The 20,580-nt window shown below is 56.3% G+C and carries 14 protein-coding genes and 2 rRNA genes; 15 read left to right on the top strand and 1 reads right to left on the bottom strand.

The genetic code is table 11. The annotated features are described in order from the left end of the window. Nucleotides 1–165: 165 nt before the first annotated feature. From NZD89_RS25810 to NZD89_RS25795, 4 genes are all read left to right on the top strand, one after another. Nucleotides 166–3,109 (top strand): 23S ribosomal RNA (locus NZD89_RS25810). Between the two features lie 154 nt (nucleotides 3,110–3,263). Then, nucleotides 3,264–3,380: ribosomal RNA gene (gene rrf / locus NZD89_RS25805) — 5S ribosomal RNA — on the top strand. 144 nt (nucleotides 3,381–3,524) lie between these two features. Beyond that, on the top strand, nucleotides 3,525–3,656 hold the full coding sequence (locus tag NZD89_RS25800) for a hypothetical protein (RefSeq protein WP_268005520.1): 132 nt from the start codon (nucleotides 3,525–3,527) through the stop codon (nucleotides 3,654–3,656). Beyond that, nucleotides 3,631–4,422 (top strand): uroporphyrinogen-III synthase, encoded by a 792-nt coding sequence (locus NZD89_RS25795; protein WP_268005519.1) that lies wholly within the window; start codon nucleotides 3,631–3,633, stop codon nucleotides 4,420–4,422. Before NZD89_RS25800 ends, NZD89_RS25795 begins: the two co-directional genes overlap by 26 nt. A gap of 28 nt (nucleotides 4,423–4,450) precedes the next feature. On the opposite strand, the gene NZD89_RS25790 is transcribed toward NZD89_RS25795, so the two are convergent. After that, nucleotides 4,451–5,047, bottom strand: coding sequence for a TetR/AcrR family transcriptional regulator (locus NZD89_RS25790; RefSeq protein ID WP_268005518.1), 597 nt, complete (start codon nucleotides 5,045–5,047; stop codon nucleotides 4,451–4,453). Nucleotides 5,048–5,234: 187 nt separating this feature from the next. On the opposite strand from NZD89_RS25790, the gene NZD89_RS25785 reads away from it, so the two are divergent. The 11 genes from NZD89_RS25785 to NZD89_RS25735 all read left to right on the top strand — a co-directional run bounded on the left by NZD89_RS25785 (nucleotide 5,235) and on the right by NZD89_RS25735 (nucleotide 20,393). Beyond that, nucleotides 5,235–6,833: a DHA2 family efflux MFS transporter permease subunit gene (locus NZD89_RS25785; protein WP_268008618.1), complete on the top strand. Its 1,599-nt coding sequence runs from the start codon at nucleotides 5,235–5,237 to the stop codon at nucleotides 6,831–6,833. Nucleotides 6,834–6,950: 117 nt separating this feature from the next. After that, complete coding sequence (menC, locus tag NZD89_RS25780) at nucleotides 6,951–8,195, top strand: o-succinylbenzoate synthase (RefSeq protein ID WP_268005517.1); 1,245 nt, start codon at nucleotides 6,951–6,953, stop codon at nucleotides 8,193–8,195. 131 nt (nucleotides 8,196–8,326) lie between these two features. Beyond that, on the top strand, nucleotides 8,327–9,013 hold the full coding sequence (gene ftsE / locus NZD89_RS25775) for a cell division ATP-binding protein FtsE (protein ID WP_268005516.1): 687 nt from the start codon (nucleotides 8,327–8,329) through the stop codon (nucleotides 9,011–9,013). Beyond that, nucleotides 9,003–9,893, top strand: a complete 891-nt coding sequence (gene ftsX / locus NZD89_RS25770) for a permease-like cell division protein FtsX (RefSeq protein WP_268005515.1) — start codon at nucleotides 9,003–9,005, stop codon at nucleotides 9,891–9,893. Before ftsE ends, ftsX begins: the two co-directional genes overlap by 11 nt. Before the next feature lie 62 nt (nucleotides 9,894–9,955). Then, on the top strand, nucleotides 9,956–11,293 hold the full coding sequence (locus NZD89_RS25765) for a PDZ domain-containing protein (RefSeq protein ID WP_268005514.1): 1,338 nt from the start codon (nucleotides 9,956–9,958) through the stop codon (nucleotides 11,291–11,293). 81 nt (nucleotides 11,294–11,374) lie between these two features. After that, on the top strand, nucleotides 11,375–12,178 hold the full coding sequence (locus NZD89_RS25760) for a flagellar motor protein (RefSeq protein ID WP_268005513.1): 804 nt from the start codon (nucleotides 11,375–11,377) through the stop codon (nucleotides 12,176–12,178). After that, nucleotides 12,156–12,959, top strand: a complete 804-nt coding sequence (locus tag NZD89_RS25755; RefSeq protein WP_268005512.1) for a flagellar motor protein MotB — start codon at nucleotides 12,156–12,158, stop codon at nucleotides 12,957–12,959. The genes NZD89_RS25760 and NZD89_RS25755 overlap by 23 nt, the downstream gene beginning before the upstream one ends. 234 nt (nucleotides 12,960–13,193) lie before the next feature. Further along, nucleotides 13,194–15,185 carry an excinuclease ABC subunit UvrB gene (gene uvrB, locus NZD89_RS25750; protein ID WP_268005511.1) on the top strand — a complete coding sequence of 664 codons (1,992 nt, stop codon included), beginning with the start codon at nucleotides 13,194–13,196 and terminating at the stop codon, nucleotides 15,183–15,185. A gap of 70 nt (nucleotides 15,186–15,255) precedes the next feature. Then, nucleotides 15,256–18,135 (top strand): excinuclease ABC subunit UvrA, encoded by a 2,880-nt coding sequence (gene uvrA / locus NZD89_RS25745; protein WP_268005510.1) that lies wholly within the window; start codon nucleotides 15,256–15,258, stop codon nucleotides 18,133–18,135. 59 nt (nucleotides 18,136–18,194) lie between these two features. Further along, entirely contained in the window at nucleotides 18,195–19,142 is a 948-nt protein-coding gene (gene hprK, locus NZD89_RS25740) for an HPr(Ser) kinase/phosphatase (RefSeq protein ID WP_268005509.1), read from the top strand. Between the two features lie 282 nt (nucleotides 19,143–19,424). After that, complete coding sequence (locus NZD89_RS25735) at nucleotides 19,425–20,393, top strand: G5 domain-containing protein (RefSeq protein ID WP_268005508.1); 969 nt, start codon at nucleotides 19,425–19,427, stop codon at nucleotides 20,391–20,393. Nucleotides 20,394–20,580: the final 187 nt, after the last annotated feature.

Here is a 20,580-nt window from a genome sequence, read left to right as displayed (position 1 = left end):
TTTGAGGGAGCCAAAGCCCTTGTGGCTAGGTAAACTCAAGGTACCTTGGCAACTGAATATGGAACAACCTCGAATAAGTAAAACCGGTAACCGTAAATGCGTAACAGGTTAACGTAACCGGATTTATAGATGGAATAATCACGTTTGTGGTTAGGAAGTCAAAACGGTGAAGTTAGAAAGAGCGCACGGAGGATGCCTAGGCGCCAAGAGCCGAAGAAGGACGGGGCGAACACCGAAATGCCACGGGGAGCTGTAAGCGAGCATTGAGCCGTGGATGTCCGAATGGGGAAACCTGCTAGTGTGAAGCGCTAGTACCGTACACTGAATACATAGGTGTACGGAGGCAACCGAGGGAACTGAAACATCTAAGTACCTCGAGGAAAAGAAAGCGAACGCGATTCCGTAAGTAGTGGCGAGCGAAAGCGGAGAAGCCTAAACCGTATACGTGGTACAGACTGCAGTCGATGCGTATGCGGGGTCGAGGGGCTGTTGGTGGCAACCTGCAGGGAGCCAGCAGGAAGCAATGCGTAGGAGAACGGCATGGGAAGGCCGGCCATAGACGGTGAGAGCCCGGTAACCGAAACGGATTGTGGAATGTGCAACAGACCCCAAGTACTGCGGGACACGAGAAATCCCGTGGGAATCTGGGAGGACCACCTCCTAAGGCTAAATACTCCTTGGCGACCGATAGCGGATAGTACCGTGAGGGAAAGGTGAAAAGAACCGCGGGAGCGGAGTGAAATAGAACCTGAAACCGTGTGCTTACAAGCAGTCGGAGCATGCATGACATGTGACGGCGTGCCTTTTGTAGAATGAACCGGCGAGTGATGATGGCAAGCAAGGTGAAGGCGAAGGAGCCTGTGCCGAAGCGAAAGCGAGTCTGAATAGGGCGGTATAGTTTGTCGTCATCGACCCGAAACCGGGTGATCTACCCCTGGTCAGGGTGAAGTGCGGGTAACACCGCATGGAGGCCCGAACCCACTGGCGTTGAAAAGCCAGGGGATGAACTGGGGGTAGGGGAGAAATTCCAATCGAACCCGGAGATAGCTGGTTCTCCCCGAAATAGCTTGAGGGCTAGCGTCAGGGAATGAGAAGTGGAGGTAGAGCACTGATTGGGTGCGGGGCCCGCGAGGGTTACCAAGCCTAGTCAAACTGCGAATGCCACTTTGTCGAAGAACCTGGCAGTCAGACTACGAGTGATAAGACCCGTGGTCAAGAGGGAAACAGCCCAGACCAACAGCTAAGGTCCCAAAGTACTGGTTCAGTGGGGAACGATGTGGCGTTGCACAGACAACCAGGATGTTGGCTTAGAAGCAGCCACCATTTAAAGAGTGCGTAATAGCTCACTGGTCGAGTGGCGCTGCGCGGAAAATGTAACGGGGCTAAACCAGACACCGAAGCTATGGATGGAAACATGGTAGGGGAGCGTTCCATTTGCGGGGAAGCTGAACTGAGAGGTTTGGTGGAGCGGATGGAAGTGAGAATGCCGGTATGAGTAGCGAAAAGACAAGTGAGAATCTTGTCCGCCGAAAGCCCAAGGTTTCCTGGGGAAGGCTCGTCCGCCCAGGGTAAGTCGGGACCTAAGGCGAGGCCGAAAGGCGTAGTCGAAGGACAACAGGTTGAAATTCCTGTACCACCAACATCGCGATTGAGCGAAGGGGTGACGCAGGAGGCTGAGGGAAGCGGCCGGATGGAAGAGGCCGTCCAAGCAGCGAGCGAGGGGTGTAGGCAAATCCGCACCCTGGTAATCGTGAGCTGTGATGGGGAGGGAAGTACAGTACCGAAGTCCCATAAGTCACACTGCCAAGAAAAGCCTCTAGCGAGTGGTGAGGTGCCCGTACCGGAAACCGACACAGGTGGGCGCGTGGAGAACACGAAGGCGCGCGGGAGAACTCTCGTTAAGGAACTCGGCAAAATGGCCCCGTAACTTCGGGAGAAGGGGCGCTTCGAGAGAAGCCGCAGTGAAAAGGCCCAAGCGACTGTTTAGCAAAAACACAGGTCTCTGCGAAGCCGAAAGGCGAAGTATAGGGGCTGACGCCTGCCCGGTGCTGGAAGGTTAAGAGGAGGGGTAAGCCGCAAGGCGAAGCTCTGAATTGAAGCCCCAGTAAACGGCGGCCGTAACTATAACGGTCCTAAGGTAGCGAAATTCCTTGTCAGGTAAGTTCTGACCCGCACGAAAGGCGTAACGACTTGGGCGCTGTCTCAACGAGAGACCCGGTGAAATTGTAATACCTGTGAAGATGCAGGTTACCCGCGGTTAGACGGAAAGACCCCGTGGAGCTTGACTGTAGCTTGATATGGGATACGGGTACGTCATGTACAGGATAGGTGGGAGACAGAGAAGCTTGGGCGCCAGCCTGAGTGGAGTCGGCGTTGGGATACCACCCTTGAGGTACTTGTGTTCTAACCAATGGCCATGAAACTGGTCATGGGACAGTGTCAGGTGGACAGTTTGACTGGGGCGGTCGCCTCCTAAAGAGTAACGGAGGCGCCCAAAGGTTCCCTCAGCGCGGATGGAAATCGCGCGAAGCGTGTAAAGGCACAAGGGAGCTTGACTGCGAGACGGACAGGTCGAGCAGGGACGAAAGTCGGGCTTAGTGACCCGGTGGCACCGAGTGGAAGGGCCATCGCTCAACGGATAAAAGCTACCCCGGGGATAACAGGCTGATCTCCCCCAAGAGTTCACATCGACGGGGAGGTTTGGCACCTCGATGTCGGCTCATCGCATCCTGGGGCTGAAGTCGGTCCCAAGGGTTGGGCTGTTCGCCCATTAAAGCGGTACGCGAGCTGGGTTCAGAACGTCGTGAGACAGTTCGGTCCCTATCTGCCGCGGGCGCAGGATACGTGAGAGGGGTCGTCCTTAGTACGAGAGGACCGGGATGAACCGACCGCTGGTGTACCAGTTGTTTCGCCAGAAGCATAGCTGGGTAGCCAAGTCGGGAAAGGATAAGCGCTGAAAGCATCTAAGCGCGAAGCCTGCCTCAAGATAACGTATCCCATTCCGTTAGGGAAGTAAGACCCCTTGAAGAAGACAAGGTAGATCGGTCTGGCGTGGAAGCGTAGTGATACGTGGAGCGGACAGATACGAATCGGTCGAGGGCTTCACCCGATGAACAGAAGAAGAGGTTGTTCCATGATTCAGGAGCGAGGATAAAGACAAAGTTACGGAGCGACGTAACTGGAAGCTTGAGTGAAGGTGTGAGTAGCACATCTGCAGGCCGATAGGCCGAAGCCGTGCGAACGAATACCTGAACGCCAAGCGGTCTGGTGACCATAGCGGAGGGGAAACACCCGTACCCATACCGAACACGGACGTGAAGACCTCCAGCGCCGAGGATACTTGTCCCGAGAGGGGCTGGGAAAGTAGGTCGTTGCCAGGCGAGTGAGAAGGACCCTGAGGGAAGCAGAAATGCCGACCTCGGGGTCTTTTTGTCTTGCTAAAGCTTCGCAATGCGGTTGTATGAAGACCTTCGGTACAATTGTCTACATGTGGGTCTTACGGTACGCTACAGGAGCAAAGTCGGATGTGCTGGGCGATGCCACTGTGGGTGCATGCGGCGATGGCGAGTGGATTGCTAAATTCGGAGCGGGAGGATTGGTCGAAGGATGAGGCTAGAGGGGAAGAGAATTGTGGTGGCGGCGGATCGGCGGAGTGAAGAGATAGCGACGTTGGTTCGGAAGAATGGCGGCGAGCCTTTGATCCGCTCTCTACAGGGAAAGTTATATACGGACGAGACGTTGCTGGAACGCGAGTTGACGACGATGTTGGCGTCCGATGTCGACTGGGTGATTTTTACGACCGGAATCGGGGCCCAAAAAGTCTGGCAGGTGGCTGAACGACTTGGCCAGTTGGAGGAGCTGTCGTCGTTTTTGCAGAGGGTGCGCGTGGCGGCGCGAGGCAGGAAGACGACCAAGTTCCTGCTTGAGCAAGGCATTCATCCGGATGCTCGGGATGACGACGGTACCACACAAGGGGTTCTTCGCGCGCTGCAGCCGTTTGCGATGGAGGGGCTGAAGGTGTGCGTTCAACTGCACGGGGAGCTTCCAAAGTCGCTTGAGCGTTGGTGTGCGCAAAAGAGGGAAAGTGTGTCCTTTCTCCACGCGTACGATTATATGCCGCCAGAGCCGGTCGTTTTGGAGCAGTTGGTGACTGAGGTTTGCACGGGGAGCGTGGACGCGGTAGCGTTTACGAGTGCACAGCAGCCGAGGTTTTTGTTTCGTTACGCGAGCCAGACAGGTGCAGATGGAGACCTTGTCGCCGGATTCGAGAAGGTGGTCGCGGCCGGCGTCGGGAAGGTCACTGCGGAGGCGCTTCGCGAACATGGGGTCACGCGCGTTGTCGCTCCGGAGCAGGAGCGGATGGGGGCCATGATCATCGAACTAGTGCACTACTTCGACGGGCTGGAGACGGCGGAGATGTGACCGCGTCTCCACGTCTTGCAACCGCGATTTACTCGCCGCCGTAATGTGGGGTTCGCAAGCCGCTCAGACAGGTGAGCCGGATGGCATCAAAGACCTGATCCTTGGTGTATCCGCGTTCGTCTCGCTCGAACATATAGAGCGCTGGACTCGTGGCGGCGAGGATGATGTCAGACGTCAGGGTGGCATCCAGTGGGCTGTCCTCCGGCAGGAGTTCTGCGACAAGTGAGCTGACCAGGCGGTGAATATACTGGTAGAACGGATTATTGCTGATGAATTTCGAGCTGTTTACGGCAGTTAACAGAGAAGTGTTGTTATCCGTAAAGTCGATAATTTGTCGGATCACCGACTCGAGGATGTCGTAGGGAGGAATTTGACCGCGGGACGCCTCCACCCAATCCGTCAAGTTTTTGAGAAACGCCTCTGCACTTTCTTTCAGCAGTGCAAGGCACAGATCCCCTTTGTGTGCGTAATGGCGGTATAACGTCCCTTGGCCGACGTGGGCGCACTGTGCAATTTGATGCATGCTAACGGACTGAACACCACAGTCTTTAAAGAGTGTCCGGGCCGTATCGAGGATTTTATCACGACTTTCTACCGCGTCCTTCCGCCGTCTACGTATCGTCACATCATTCACCTATTTCCGTGGTTTGAACTGCAATCGCACATCATAAGTATACACCGTGTCATTGACAAACGGACAGCTGTCCGTTACGATGCCCAAATCGGACACGTGTCCGGTTTAGGTTGTGCCACAACTTTGTGAATGAAGCGGCCGCAAGAGGCTGCTCTGGGAGGACAATTCCTTGAGTCAAATGGCCATGCCGATGGATTCCAGCAAGGAATTCAGAATATCGAGTATCGTCGTGCCGTTGATCGCCATCATTGCCGGTGTGTTCATGGTCGTACTCGACAACACGGTGATGAACGTCGCACTCCCAAAATTGGTGACCGACTTTCACACGCAACTGCCTACGCTGGAGTGGACCGTCACGGGTTACACGTTGGCCCAGGCTGCGGTGATTCCACTGTCAGGGTGGCTGGCGGATCGATTCGGGGCGAAGACCATCTTTCTGTCGTCAACCGTACTTTTCACGATTGGGTCCGTGATGTGTTCGACGCCACACTCCGCAGGGCTGTTGATTTTGTACCGAATTCTTCAGGGGCTTGGCGGTGGCAGCGTGCTTCCCGTGGCGATGGCGTACATTTACCGGTTAACCCCGCCGGAGAAGGCCGGAGCCGTCATGGGCATGATGGGGATACCCATCCTGTTTGCGCCCGCGATTGGCCCCGTATTGGCTGGGTGGCTGGTACAGTACCACTCGTGGCGGTGGATTTTCCTCTTGAATTTACCCATCGGGCTCCTCTGCCTGCTGATAGGACTAAAGGGACTGCCACAGTGGAAGAAACAGGACGTCGCCGGGATGGACGTATGGGGGACGATTCTCGGGCCGATTGCATTTGCGGCATTGTCCTACGGCGTCAGTGAAGGGGCAAATGGTTGGCACAGTGCGAAGACGATTGCGGGGCTTGTCGTCGGCGGCTTGGCACTCGCGCTCTTTATTGTCGCCGAACTGCGCTCGGACACGCCGCTGCTCGAACTGCGCGTGTTTAAGTCCATCGATTTTACGCTCGCCATCATCGTTCAGTGGGTAGGCCAGTTCGCTCTCTTTGGCGCGCTGTTCTTAATCCCCCAATTTCTTCAGCAGGCGAGGGGGTACGGTGCGTTTGACACGGGGCTCATCCTCTTGCCACAGGCCATCGCATCCGGCGTTCTGATGCCGTTTGGCGGGATTCTCTTCGATCGGATAGGCGCCCGATGGCTGGTGGTGGTGGGCCTCGGCATAGTGTCCACGGCGGTCTTCCAGTTGTCACATGTCACGCCTACGACCGACGGCAAGGATTTGATTTGGGCCCTGCTGCTTTCGGGCGGCGGAATGGGTCTGATGATGATGCCGCTCACGACTCACTTGATGAACAAGGCCCCGCGGGCGCTGGTTAGCCGCGTGACGTCTCTGTCGAACGCGCTGCAGCAAGTCGTCACTTCGCTCGCCGTAGCCACGCTTGTGACCATCCTCACGGCGCGTGTCACCACTCACACCAACGAGGTGAAGACCCAACTCGCCAAACAGGGGATCCACGTTCCTGATACGACGAGTCTCACTGGGCAGGGCAGCGCTAATGCGGCCTCGACACATCTTTCCCCGCAAGCGGCGCACGCGATGGCGATGGTGAAACAGGCTCTCGTAGGTGCCGCGGTAAAGGGTTTTGACGATACATTTTGGATCATGATGTTCATCGCGATCGCAGGTGCTCTATTAGGCTTCGTATTGCGCCGCGGCAGCGTTCAGCCAAATCCCGCTGAGGTCGATGAGCAAGAGCAGGTGATTCACCCCGGATTTACGCACGGGTAACTTGATGTCAACGCATCGTGGAGAAGACGGATTGCGCCCGCCAAGCTGATTTTGGCGGGCGCTTTTGGTTATCTAGCACGCGTGTAGAGGCGTCAAGTCCGGCCAGAGCGTACGCGCGTGGTTGCACAGCACCGCCGATTGCATCATGCTGTGATGGAGGAAATTGTACAGGATTCGACGGCCAGACCGTCGGGCGGTTACACGGATACTATAGTCGTTCAGGGGGATCGGGCTTTGCAGGTGAAACGTTGTACACTGCGCAGAATCCATATGCCACTGCGAACGCCGACCAGGACGTCTTACGGAGTACACACCAGCCGCGACGTGATCATCGTCGAGCTGGAAACCGTCCATGGCGCCATCGGCGTGTCGGAATGTGTCGCAATGCGCGAACCGACCTACACTGAGGAAACGGTCTTCACCGCGTGGCATATCTTACAAGACTTTTTGGTTGGTCGGCTGCGGGACAAGGTGTTTGAAACGCCGGCCGACCTTCGGGATTTTTCGGATGGGCTGCTTGCCGTTCGCGGCAACGCGATGGCTAGGGCCAGCCTCGAGATGGCGGTCTGGGACGCGTTCGCAGCAGAGACGCAGACGCCCATACACCTACTCCTCGGCGGCCAGGAACGAGAGATTCCGGTGGGCATTAGCCTGGGGATGGAGTCGTCTATCGGCCGATTGCAGGAACGCGCATTGCAGGCCGCAGAAGATGGGTACCGCCGGATCAAGGTAAAAGTCAGCCCTGGCGAAGACTTGCTGCCCTTGCGCGCGATTCGCTCGCTGCTGCCCGACATGCCGCTGATGGCCGATGCGAACAGCGCCTATCGGACGGCCGACGAAGCGGTGTGGGCTGAATTGGACGAGCTGTCGCTGATGATGATCGAACAGCCTCTGGCGCACGACGACTTGGTCGATCACGCCGCGCTCCAACGCCGCCTGCGCACGCCGCTCTGCCTCGATGAAAGCATTCGCAGCGCAGACGACGTCCGCCGCGCGGCAGTCTTGGGCGCCTGCCGGATCATCAACCTGAAGCCCGGGCGCGTCGGCGGGTTTGAACAGTCGCGCCGCGCGCACGACTTCGCAGTGCACTATGGCCTTGGGCTGTGGTGCGGTGGCATGTACGAAACTGGGATTGGCCGCTTGCACAACATCGCGCTGTGCAGCCTGCCTGGGTTTGACATGCCGACAGACGTCGGGCCGAGTGAACGGTACTTTGTCGAAGATGTCGTGAATCCGCCCGTGACCTTCTCTCGACCCGGCCACTTGCGAGTGGAGGAGCTGCATGGCGTCGCATCGCGGGTGAACTGGACACTCCTGGACCGATACACCATTGATTCCGAGACAATTCACTTCCGCCATTGAGAGATATTCACAACAGGAATTTTGCCGAATGACGTCGAATCATTCCGCTGGACCCAAATTCGGCGTTTCTCGTTACTGGGCGGAATATCGCTCGACACCGAAACATTCGAGTAGAGGAGTTTGATTGCACAGTGATAGAAATGCAGGATGTCTGGAAGGAATATCCCAATGGCACTTCTGCTCTGAACGGGATTTCTGTTCACATTCAAAAAGGTGAATTCGTGTATGTTGTAGGCCCGAGCGGTGCCGGCAAATCCACGTTTATCAAATTGATGTACCGCGAAGTTCGACCGACCAAAGGGCATATCTTCGTCAATGGATTCAACATTGAGCGATTGAAGGATCGGAAAATCCCGTTGTTGCGCCGCAGTATTGGCGTGGTGTTCCAGGACTTCAAGCTCCTGCCGAAGCTCACGGCCGCCGAAAACGTCGCGTTTGCACTCGAGGTGATTGGCCTTGGCCAGCGACAAATTCGCCGGCGGGTGACGGATGTCCTCACCCAAGTCGGACTTGAGGACAAGCTCGACATGTTGCCGTCGCAGCTGTCTGGCGGCGAACAGCAGCGGGTGGCCGTGGCGCGCGCACTCGCGAACAATCCGACGGTCATCATCGCGGACGAGCCGACAGGAAACCTAGATCCGGAAACCTCTTGGGATATTATGCGGTTGTTCCAACGCATCAACGACCGGGGGACGACCGTTGTCATGGCTACGCATAACAGAGATATCGTGAACTCGATGCGCCGTCGCGTCATAGCGATTGAAAATGGCGCCATCATTCGCGATGAACAGAAAGGGCTATACGGATATGATGAGTAGAGTCGCACGTCATCTCCGCGAGGGATTGCGAAATGTACTGCGTAACGGCTGGATGACGTTTGCATCGGTAAGCGCCGTCACGGTGACGCTCGCCGTGCTGGGGTTTTCGCTCATCCTGGCGATGAACGCGCAACAGATGTCGAAATACGTGACGAGGCAAGTACTCGTTCAAGCCTATTTGCAGCCGAATGCTTCAGAACAGACCGGTGAACAGTTGGCGGGGCAGATTCGCGCCATGTCAAACGTCGGTTCGGTTCAGGTCATCAGCAAAGAAGAGGGCATGAAGCAGCTCAAGCAGGATATTGGTCCGCAGTATCAGGACATTCTCGCGCAGTACAAGACGAGCCCGCTGCCTGTTCAGCTCGTGATCAAGGCGAAGGATCCGAATCAGACGTTACAGGTCGCGAGTGAAGTGCGGCACGTGCAGGGCATCGCGCAAGTACAGGATGGACAACCGTACGTCAAACCGCTGTTCAAAACCCTAAACGTACTTCGCGATATCGGCTTGGTGTTTGTCATCGCGTTGTTGGTGACCTCGATGTTTTTAATTTCGAACACCATTCGCATCACCATTTTCTCACGTCGGCGTGAAATTGAGATCATGAAGCTGGTCGGCGCAGCGAACTGGTTTATCCGATGGCCGTTTATTGTGGAAGGTATGCTGATCGGTGCCTTTGGCGCCATCGTTCCATTGGCCATATTAGGGTATGGGTATGAGGTCATCTACAACAGGATCCATAATCTTCCGTTTATTATGTCCATCGATCTCGTGTCAAGCGGTACGCTCTTCATCAAGATGGTCGTCGTCCTGGTTGGAATTGGTATTCTGCTCGGCATCTGGGGCGGCGTGATGTCTGTGCGCAAATTCCTTCGCGTTTAATCGGTGAACTGCTGTCGCGCGACAGGAAATTCCATGTCGTCGCGCGAATACATGAGTGGATTGTGGCACAAGCACGTCTATTGGCGCTTAGGCCGACAGCGGTTCACACGGTGAAAAAGAAAGGAACACACGGCATGCATCACTGGACAGTATCAGGCGGCTGGGGGGCCATCATCCTAGTCGCCATCATCGCGTTTTTATGCAATCCCTTGCACTATGTCGCAACTGCGCTGGTGCTTTGGGACTTGATTCGGAATATCAAGAACGAGCGGATCTGGTTTGGCATCCGCGTGACGAGAATCATCCAGCCCGTGATCCTCCGGTATATCAAAGCCTCCGCCGTCGGCCTCGCCGGCTCTGTGGTCCTCGTGTTGCTCGGTGCGGTCGTCTCGTGGCAAACCGTCCTGTTTGTCGCCGTGCTGTCCATCGCGCTCGGACTTATCCGATCCCGATTCCTCAGTACCCCCACGGCCATCTCCATCGCGCTCTCGTGTTCCCTGGTTTCCAAATATATCAATATTTCTGAGGGCGTTTGGTATGCAAGAATCATCAGCTTCTTGCAGACTTTTGAAATGAGGTCTTGGTTACTCATCGCCCTCGTGGCCTGTTTGTCCGAATTGTTCTTGCAGTGGTGGAATGAGCGGGACGCCGTGTTCCCCGCCTTGGTGACGAGCAAACGCGGGCGGAGAATTGGCGCCCTCAAAATTCAGTTGGGTTTCTCCGTTCCGCTCGTCGTGTGGATGACCCCGGTTCAGGGCGTGAGTATCACCTTTCACGGCGGGTTAAAACCCTGGCTCGTGGCTGTGGATCACCCGGTCGCACTGTGCGTCGTGCCCGCGGTATTCGGAATGCACGCGCTGTTTACGGCACTGCGCCCGGAGCGAGTGATGCGCCAGTTTCGCCGATGGAATCTGCTGCAGGCTGCGATTTTAGCCACGGGATTCGCGGTTGCCCATTGGTTTCGCGCAGACGCCGGGTACGTAGCCGCCCCGATTTTCGTCGTTCTGATGGAAATTGTTCGCTCCGTGTGGCGACGCGTCGACGAATCGAGTGAACCGGCGTATGCACCGGCTAGTCGAGGTGTGATGGTGTTGTACACCATCCAGGGCTCGCTCTCGCACAAGTTGGGGATTTTGCCGGGGGAAGTGATCACACACGTCAACCAGAGACCTGTGCACACAGAATACGATTTGCACTTTGCGTTTGAGCAGAATCCAGCCTACGCGAAGTTTCAGGTACTCGACGCGCGCGGCGAGGTCAGGCTCATTGGAAACCCGGTATATGAAGGCGAACGACATCAACTTGGCTTGCTCGTCGTCGTGCCAGATGAACAACCGGCGCTGAGAATGACGCGGCCATTTGGATTTCTTGAAACGTTGTACTTGAGGCGGCAAAAGTGACAAGACAAACCTTGTGGTAGCCGACAGACAAAAAATGTACAGTAGAAGCTGGCTCGGCTCTTTCATGGGGGAGGAACCACAATGGATTTCGCAACGATCATCGGATTAATCGTCGGCGTGGGTGGGTTATTAGTCGGCTTTATCCTGGACAAGGGGACGCTTAGTGCCCTTATTCAGCCTTCTGCGGCGCTCATCGTGCTTGGTGGAACGCTCGGCGCGACATTGATATCCAGCCGCATGAAGTCTTTTACGTCGATTGGGAGGTACCTTAAAATTGCCTTTTTCACGAAGGTCAAAGACCCGCATGAGACGATTGACCTGCTTGTCGAAATGGCAGTTACAGCGCGCCGCGAAGGCATCCTTGCGCTCGAGGAGCAGGTCGACCACTTCGACGACGTCTTTTTGAAAAATGGAGTTCGCCAAATCGTCGACGGGGTCGATCCCGAACTCGTCAAAGAGATGCTGGAGACGGAAATCGCCTATATCGAGCGGAGGCATGAAGCCGGCATCGACCTCTTTGAGGCGGCTGGCGGATTCGCGCCGACGATGGGGATCATCGGTACCGTAATGGGGCTCGTTCACGTGCTCGGCAACTTACAGAACGTCACGTCGCTCGGCCCGGAAATCGCGACGGCGTTTATCGCCACCTTGTACGGCGTGGCGAGTGCCAACGTGCTCTGGTTACCTATCGCGAATAAATTAAAAACCAAGTCGGAAGACGAAATCCTGGAGCGGGAAATGACGTTAGAGGGGATTCTGTCCGTTCAAGCCGGGGAAAACCCGAACGTGTTGCGGCAAAAGCTGTTGTCGTTTCTAGCTTCCTCGCAGCGTGTGCGAAAGAGCGCAAAGGCGGGTGACACAGATGCCGAGACCGCGCAAGCCTAGGAAACCGCAAAACCACGAGCGATGGATGGTGACCTATTCGGACTTGATCACGCTTCTCCTCGTCTTTTTTATCATCATGTTCGCCATGTCGAGCGTAGATAAAATCAAGTTTGCCACGTTGGCTGAATCGCTTGCATCGGCGCTGCACCCGAACGACCAAATCCCGTTAAACGGACTCGGTACCAGTTCGCTGCTCCTGTCTGGTGACAACAATACAGGGGTTCAGTCCCCGCTCCCTGCACCGACTCCGGCTAAGTCGGTGCCGACAGAGGACGACCAGCAGCAACTTCAAAACTTGTATCAACTCGCCAAGAACTATATCAATTCACACAACCTGCAGAACAAGGTCTCTATCACGAATCAGCAGCGTGGCGTCCAAATCACGATGAAGGATATCGCGCTATTCGATACCGGACAAGCCGCCCTGAAGCCCGATGCGCAACAACTCATCGCGGGATTCGTGCCATTCTTCAAATCTTTGCCCAACAACATCGTCGTGGAAGGGTACACGGACAATCAGCCAATCAGCACGAGTGTCTACCCGTCGAATTGGGAGCTCTCTTCAGCCCGTGCGATGAGTGTTGTACGCTTTCTGGCGAGCAATGGCGTCAATGCGGATCGCCTCTCTGGCACTGGGTACGGACAGTATCACAATATCGTCCCGAACAATACCGCTGCGCATCGACAACAGAACAGACGCGTGAATATCGTCGTTTTACGGCAGGACACACTGCCGGGGACGGTTGCGGCTTTGCCACAGTCGAACGCACCCGCGAAGTGAAATGGCGGCAGGTGCTGCGGGTTCGCGATGCGCCTCGCCAAACGGATTTTCCAGTGACCTCAACTTTACCCTCCACTCGCACTTCTCTATAATTCCAAGGAGAAACACTTTCACTCGGCCAAGGGAACGCACGTTCCCTTTTTTCCGTGTTCATGTTAATGTAACCGTATTGACGATTTTTTCGTTTCCGATATTGACCATTTGATATTGAACCATTTGACGGGAGGGTTTGGCTTGTCTACGCAACCCGGTCAGTTTGAACTGGTTTCAGAATATAAGCCGCAGGGGGATCAGCCTGCGGCGATTGACGCTTTGGTCGACGGCATTGAGTCTGGACTGCGACACCAGACCTTGCTCGGGGTAACTGGCTCCGGTAAGACGTTCACCATGGCGAACATCATCCAGGAAGTAAATCGCCCGACGCTCGTCATCGCTCATAACAAGACGTTGGCCGCACAGTTGGCCGCGGAGTTTCGCGAATTTTTCCCGAACAATGCGGTGGAGTACTTCGTCAGTTACTACGACTACTACCAGCCAGAGGCGTACATTCCCTCGACGGACACGTTCATCGAAAAGGATGCGAAGATCAACGACGAGATCGACAAGTTGCGGCACTCGGCGACGGCAGCACTCCTCGAGCGCAACGACGTCATCGTCGTGGCGAGCGTGTCCGCCATCTACGGCTTGGGTAGCCCGAAAGAGTACAGCGAGCACGTGTTGTCGCTGCGCGTGGGCGCGACGATGGAGCGGAATCAGATCCTTCGACGACTCGTCGATATGCAATACGAGCGCAACGACATCAACTTCACGCGCGGTACGTTTCGCGTTCGGGGCGACGTCGTGGAAATTTTCCCTGCCTCCAGGGATGAGAATGCGATACGCGTGGAGCTTTTTGGCGACGAAATCGACCGGATCACGGAGATCCACGTGGTCACTGGCCAAGTGGTCGCGCGCCGAAATCACGTGAGTATCTTTCCGGCTTCTCACTTCGTGACGTCGCGTCCGCGCCTGGAGCAGGCTGTCGCGCGGATCAAAGACGAACTGCGCGAGCGCCTCGCCGAACTGCGGGACAACGGTAAACTGCTCGAGGCGCAGCGGCTGGAACAGCGGACGATGTACGACATCGAGATGATGTTGGAAATTGGGTTCTGCTCCGGCATCGAGAATTATTCCCGGCACCTTGAGGGCCGCGCTGCGGGAGAGCCGCCGAACACGCTGCTCGACTTCTTCCCACCAGGGTTCTTGACGCTCATCGACGAATCCCACGTGACGCTTCCACAGATTCGCGGCATGTACGGCGGGGACCGGTCGCGGAAGCTGACGCTCATAGATCACGGCTTCCGCCTGCCGTCCGCCGCCGACAACCGGCCGCTCACGTTCGAGGAATTTGAGCGCACGGTTGGACAGTGTGTGTACGTCAGTGCCACGCCTGGGCCGTACGAGGAGGCGCACCAGCAGCGCATCGCCGAGCAAATTATTCGTCCGACGGGCCTCTTAGACCCAACCATCACTGTTCGCCCGATTAAAGGTCAAATTGACGATCTCGTCGGCGAAATCCGCGAACGCATTCGCAAGGATGAGCGCGTCCTCGTCACGACGCTCACGAAGAAGATGGCGGAGGATTTGACTGATTATCTGAAGGAGATCGGCATTCGCGTGCGGTATCTGCACTCGGACATCAAGACCATCGAGCGCATGGTCATCCTGCGCGACCTGCGCAAGGGCGCGTTTGACGTACTCGTCGGGATCAACCTCTTGCGAGAGGGTCTCGACTTGCCAGAAGTCTCGCTCGTCGCGATTCTCGACGCGGACAAGGAAGGGTTTCTGCGCGCGCACAGGTCGCTCATTCAGACCATCGGCCGCGCTGCTCGCAACGCCAATGGATCGGTTCTCATGTATGCGGACAAGGTGACCGATTCGATGCGTATCGCGATAGACGAAACGGAGCGCCGCCGGGCGAAGCAAATCGCCTTCAACGAGGCGCACGGAATCACCCCGACGACGATTCACAAGGCCGTACGCGACGTCATCGAATCGACCAAAGTGGCGGAGGAGACGGTGGACTACGTCAGTGTCGCAGAGCAGGCGCAAAGCCTCAGCAAGCGCGAGCGAAAGGACCTCGTTGCGAAACTCGAACAGGAGATGCGCGAGGCCGCCAAGCAGTTGCAGTTTGAACGTGCAGCAGAGCTGCGCGACATGATTTCCGAGTTGACCAACGCGTCATAATGAGTCGCCGGCCCGTGTCGCACCTCGGTGCGAGACGGGGTTTGGCTTTGAATTGAAGGATGTGATAGTCGTGCCACAAGAGTTTATCCACGTGCGGGGTGCTCGTGCACACAATCTGAAGAACGTCAGTGTCAAAATCCCGCGCGACCAGTTCGTCGTCGTCACTGGACTCAGCGGCTCGGGCAAGTCGTCGCTCGCGTTTGACACCATCTACGCAGAAGGTCAACGCCGGTATGTCGAGTCCCTGTCGGCGTACGCCCGGCAGTTTTTGGGTCAGATGGACAAGCCGGACGTCGATGGCATCGATGGATTGTCGCCTGCCATCTCCATCGACCAAAAGACCACGAGCAGAAACCCGCGTTCGACCGTCGGGACCGTGACCGAGATCTATGACTACTTGCGGTTGCTGTTCGCTCGGGTGGGACATCCATACTGTCCAAACTGTCATATCCCCATCGCGTCTCAGACGATTGAGCAGATGGTGGACCGCTTGATGCAGTTGCCTGAGCGCACGCGTCTTCAAGTGTTGGCCCCGGTGGTCCGAGGCCGCAAGGGCGAGCATCAGAAGGTCATCGAACAAATGCGCAAGGGCGGCTATGTACGCCTGCGCGTCGACGGTGAAGTACGCGAACTTGACGAGGACATTCAACTCGAAAAGAACAAGAAGCACAATCTCGAAGTCGTGGTCGACCGCATTGTCCTCCGCGACGACGTCCACAGCCGCCTAGCCGACTCTCTGGAGGCGGCTCTCGGCTTGGCGGAAGGAACCGTTATCGTCCATGTCATGGACGGTGAAGAGTTGATGTTCAGTCAGAACATGGCTTGTCCAACCTGTGGGTTTAGCGTCGACGAGCTGGCGCCTCGGATGTTCTCGTTCAACAGTCCGTTCGGGGCGTGTGACGCATGTGCCGGCCTCGGCGTGAAGATGGAAGTAGACGGCGATTTGGTGATTCCGAATCCCTCGTTGAGCATTGACGAGGGAGGGGTGGTCCCTTGGGCGGGGTCGACTTCCACATATTATCCACAGCTGTTGAAGGCCGCTTGTCAGGCGTTTGGCATCGACACGGAAGTTCCGATCACGCAACTGCCTGCGGACGCACTGCAGAAGATCTTCTACGGGACGGGCGAAGCGATCGAATTCACCTACGAAAACGACTTTGGTCAGCGCAAGACCGCTCAAATTCCGTTTGAGGGCGTCATTCCAAACCTCGAGCGCCGCTTCCGGGACACGGCTTCGGAAGGGATTCGCGAGTTCATTGAGTCGTTTATGAGTGCGAAACCCTGCCCGGCGTGCAAAGGTCGCCGGTTGAAGCCGCAGAGTCTCGCGGTGCGCATCAACGAGCGCGATATCTCGCAAGTGACCGATTTCTCCGTGTTGGAGGCGATTGAATACTTCAACAGCCTCACGTTGTCGGAGAAGGAGATGCAAATTGCTCGGCAGATTTTGAAGGAAATTGACAGTCGACTCGGCTTTTTGCGCGACGTGGGTCTCGACTACCTAACGCTGTCCAGGTCTGCCGGAACCTTGTCGGGCGGTGAGGCGCAGCGCATTCGCCTCGCAACACAACTCGGTTCGTCGCTGATGGGCGTACTCTATATCCTCGACGAGCCGAGCATCGGGCTGCACCAACGGGACAATGAGCGCTTGATTCGGACGTTGGAAAACATGCGGGATCTCGGGAATACACTGATTGTCGTCGAACACGACGAGGACACGATGATGGCGTGTGACTACATTATCGACATGGGCAAAGGCGCGGGTGTTCACGGCGGTGAAGTCATCAGTCAAGGGACGCCGCAAGAGGTGATGAACGACGCGGAGTCGGTGACGGGCATGTACCTGTCTGGACGGCGATTTATCCCGGTGCCAAAGGAACGCCGAAAACCGGACGGTCGATGGCTGGAGGTCCGCAAGGCGCGCGAGAATAACTTGAAGAACGTGAACGTAAAGATTCCCATTGGGGTGTTCACGTGTGTGACAGGCGTCTCCGGCTCCGGCAAGTCGACCTTGGTGAACGAAGTTTTGCACAAGGCCCTGGCACGGGACTTAAATCGCGCACGCATCCGCCCAGGTGCGCACGATGCGATTCTTGGACTCGATCACCTCGATAAGGTGGTGGATATCGACCAGTCGCCTATCGGGCGTACACCGAGATCGAATCCGGCCACGTATACCGGTGTATTCGACGACATTCGCGACCTCTTTGCCACGACCAACGAGGCGAAGATGCGCGGCTACAAGAAGGGGCGGTTCAGTTTCAACGTCCGTGGCGGTCGCTGTGAGGCCTGTAAGGGCGACGGGATCATCAAGATCGAGATGCACTTTCTGCCGGACGTGTACGTCCCTTGTGAAGTGTGCAAAGGGAAGCGTTACAACCGGGAGACATTAGAAGTGCGCTACAAGGGGAAGAACATCTCCGAAGTTCTCGACATGACGGTGGAGGACGCTCTGTCATTTTTTGAGAACATCCCGCGCGTTCATCGCAAATTGCAGACGCTGATGGACGTCGGGCTCGGCTATATGCAGCTTGGGCAACCTGCCACGACGTTGTCCGGCGGTGAAGCGCAGCGGGTCAAACTGGCCTCTGAGCTCCACCGGCGCAGCACCGGGCGAACCCTGTACATCTTGGACGAGCCGACGACGGGCTTGCACGTGGCAGATATTGAACGACTCTTGACCGTCTTGCACCGCCTCGTCGACAATGGAGACACGGTGCTCATCATCGAGCACAATCTCGATGTGATCAAGACGGCAGACTATTTGATTGACCTTGGGCCTGAAGGCGGCGACCGCGGAGGACAACTCGTTGGCGCAGGCACGCCAGAGGCGATTTGTAAAATCGAAGCCTCTTACACAGGGCGCTTTTTGAAACCCATTCTGGAACGGGACAAAATGCGCGCTCTGCGACAGTCTTCCGAGGAGTTTGAAGTCAATCTTGCAGCAAATTGAGATGTTCACGAGTGGTCATTCTTGTCCCACTTGTGTGAATCGATTAGGTGGGGTGCGGTGTGACTGAGGATCGCGGCGTGAGTGTTCGCCAGTTAGTGAAAGATTTGGACCTACATGTCTTCAACGAGGACTCTGACCTCGACAGGGTGATTCAAACTCTGGATATCAACCGACCTGGGCTGGCGTTGGCCGGGTACCTTCGGTATCACCCGGCGGAACGCGTCCAGGTCCTCGGCCGCACAGAATTGTCTTTCCTACGTGGCATGAACGAGCGAGAGCAGGCACTGCGCGTGTTTGCATTTTGCTCGTATCAACAAACGCCGTGCATTCTCGTCACCCGCGGCGATGCACCGCCGTCCGTTCTGTTGCGGGAGGCTACGGCAAAGCGGATTCCCGTCCTCGGGACCAACATGGTGACTACCCGTCTCACGGCGACGCTCTCCACGTACCTGGAAGAGCGCCTCGCCCCTGAGACGCTAGTCCACGGCGTTTTGGTCGACGTGTATGGCATCGGCATTCTGATTACCGGCTCTAGCGGCATTGGAAAGAGCGAGACGGGACTGGAATTGATTAAGCGCGGGCACCGCTTGGTCGCGGACGATGCGGTGGTCATCCGTCAAATTTCAGACGAAAGTCTCGTCGGCACTGCACCTCCGTTGCTGCAGCACTTACTTGAAATTCGCGGGCTTGGCGTCCTCAACGCGATGACGCTGTTCGGTGCCGGTGCCGTTCGCACGCACAAGAAAATCGCCATGGTCATTCACCTCGAAGCATGGCGTGAAAATGTGGCGTACGATCGCTTGGGCATTGAACAGCACACGATGAAAATTCTCGATCTCGAGGTGCCACTCGTCACGGTCCCGGTCCGACCTGGGCGAAACCTTGCGGTCATCGTCGAAGTGGCCGCTATGAACTTCCGCCTCAAAGGAATGGGCTACGACGCGGCCAAATCGTTCACGGAGGAACTCGCTGAGGCCATTGCCGCGCAGAGCGACGGAGAAAAGTAGTAGGCATGATGTGGCGGTGGGTGCATGCTCCACCAGCATTTGTATGGCTATGAATATCTCGTGAAGACACAACAGGCGGCGATTGAAAAGAAATCACCTAGATAGGCATAAGTGAAGTCGTCGAGCCCTCGAGAACACAATCGAGGGCTCGACAAGTTCAGCGGGGGAACGGGTGGACGACTTGTTACCGACGAGGATTTTCGGGATATTTGTCGAATACGACTTGTTGGGCATCTTTAGCATGTTTCATCGGCTCATCACTTTACATAGGAGGCCTGCGTAGTGAAATGGAAAGCGGCCCTGCACGGCGTCAAGGACGCACTTGCTACCGCTCGCCAGGGAGTAAAGGCGAAGCAAATTCTCGACGGTCCATCGAATCTCACGAAAACTCTCTCTCCATCGCGCTCCAGAATGTTCTTTGCCGGGACGGCCGCCCTCGTGGTTCTCGGCGGCACAGCTACTCTCGTGGCGGCACAGGTGGTACATACAAGTTCCTGGTTGCAGGTGTACCAAAGTGGGCGGTATGTGGGACTGGTACCTAATCAATCGACGGTAACCCTTGGTATGGAACGAATTGCGAACGGATACGGGATTCATTTCCAGACGACCTCTGTTCACGAGAGCATCCCTTTGTCCTACAATTGGCATCAAGCTGCATCGTTTCCAATCCAGGCGGCCGCCATTCAGTTAGACGACAAACCCTTGGTCTACACGACGTCGAGACCTGCTGCGCAAAAGGTCTTACACGACGTGATGTACGCGCTCGCGCCTAAAGTGAAGGGGGCGTCCCACGTGACCTCACAGTTCATGGGGCACGTGTCGATAGCGGCGGCGAACGTGGGAATCCAGAATATTCTACAGGCAGACGATGCCACGCAACTTCTGTTACATCCAGTCAGCGGCCATATCGCAGGGCGCTCTTCTTCACCAGCCGCTATGCTGCTAGAAAGCAGCGATGACACACGGCAGTTCACCCTTCAGCCACTGCTGACGGTGAAGACTGTAGCGACGGTGACGAAGACTGTTTCGGTGCCCTATCACGTGACATACGTGGATGATGACGCGTTGGTCAAAGGTGACGAGGAAGTTGTCACCCAAGGACAAAACGGGATCGAGGAAGATGCGGTACGAGAAACCTTTGAAAACGGGACGGTGACCAAATCGCAGGTCGTTTCCAGCCATGCGGCCGAGCAGCCCGTGAACGAGGTCGTTCACCGTGGCACAAAGCGGGCAGACGGTGAGCAAAGGTGAACTGATAGGGTATTCCGGAGACATGGGCGAGGCCACAGGGCCACATTGCACTACGAAGTCCGCCGAAACGGCACGCAGTCAATCCTATGCCGTATACGTAAATCGACAAGTGTCTAGGTAGATTCAAGGCGCATAGATTCTTATTCAGCCTTTTGGAAAACAGTAGGGCTGCCGCGAAAGTACGTCG

The sequence above is a fragment of the Alicyclobacillus fastidiosus genome (assembly GCF_026651875.1).
Classification (GTDB): domain Bacteria; phylum Bacillota; class Bacilli; order Alicyclobacillales; family Alicyclobacillaceae; genus Alicyclobacillus; species Alicyclobacillus fastidiosus.
The sequence above is the reverse complement of the archived record's forward strand: the minus strand, read 5'-3'. Positions and strand labels throughout refer to the sequence as shown.

Excerpts from the sequence above, each read along its gene's own strand:
- NZD89_RS25760 (WP_268005513.1), top strand. The coding sequence starts at position 11,375 with ATGGATTTCGCAACGATCATCGGATTAATCGTCGGCGTGGGTGGGTTA.
- ftsX (WP_268005515.1), top strand. The coding sequence starts at position 9,003 with ATGATGAGTAGAGTCGCACGTCATCTCCGCGAGGGATTGCGAAATGTA.
- NZD89_RS25800 (WP_268005520.1), top strand. The coding sequence starts at position 3,525 with ATGTGCTGGGCGATGCCACTGTGGGTGCATGCGGCGATGGCGAGTGGA.
- NZD89_RS25785 (WP_268008618.1), top strand. The coding sequence starts at position 5,235 with ATGGCCATGCCGATGGATTCCAGCAAGGAATTCAGAATATCGAGTATC.
- NZD89_RS25755 (WP_268005512.1), top strand. The coding sequence starts at position 12,156 with ATGCCGAGACCGCGCAAGCCTAGGAAACCGCAAAACCACGAGCGATGG.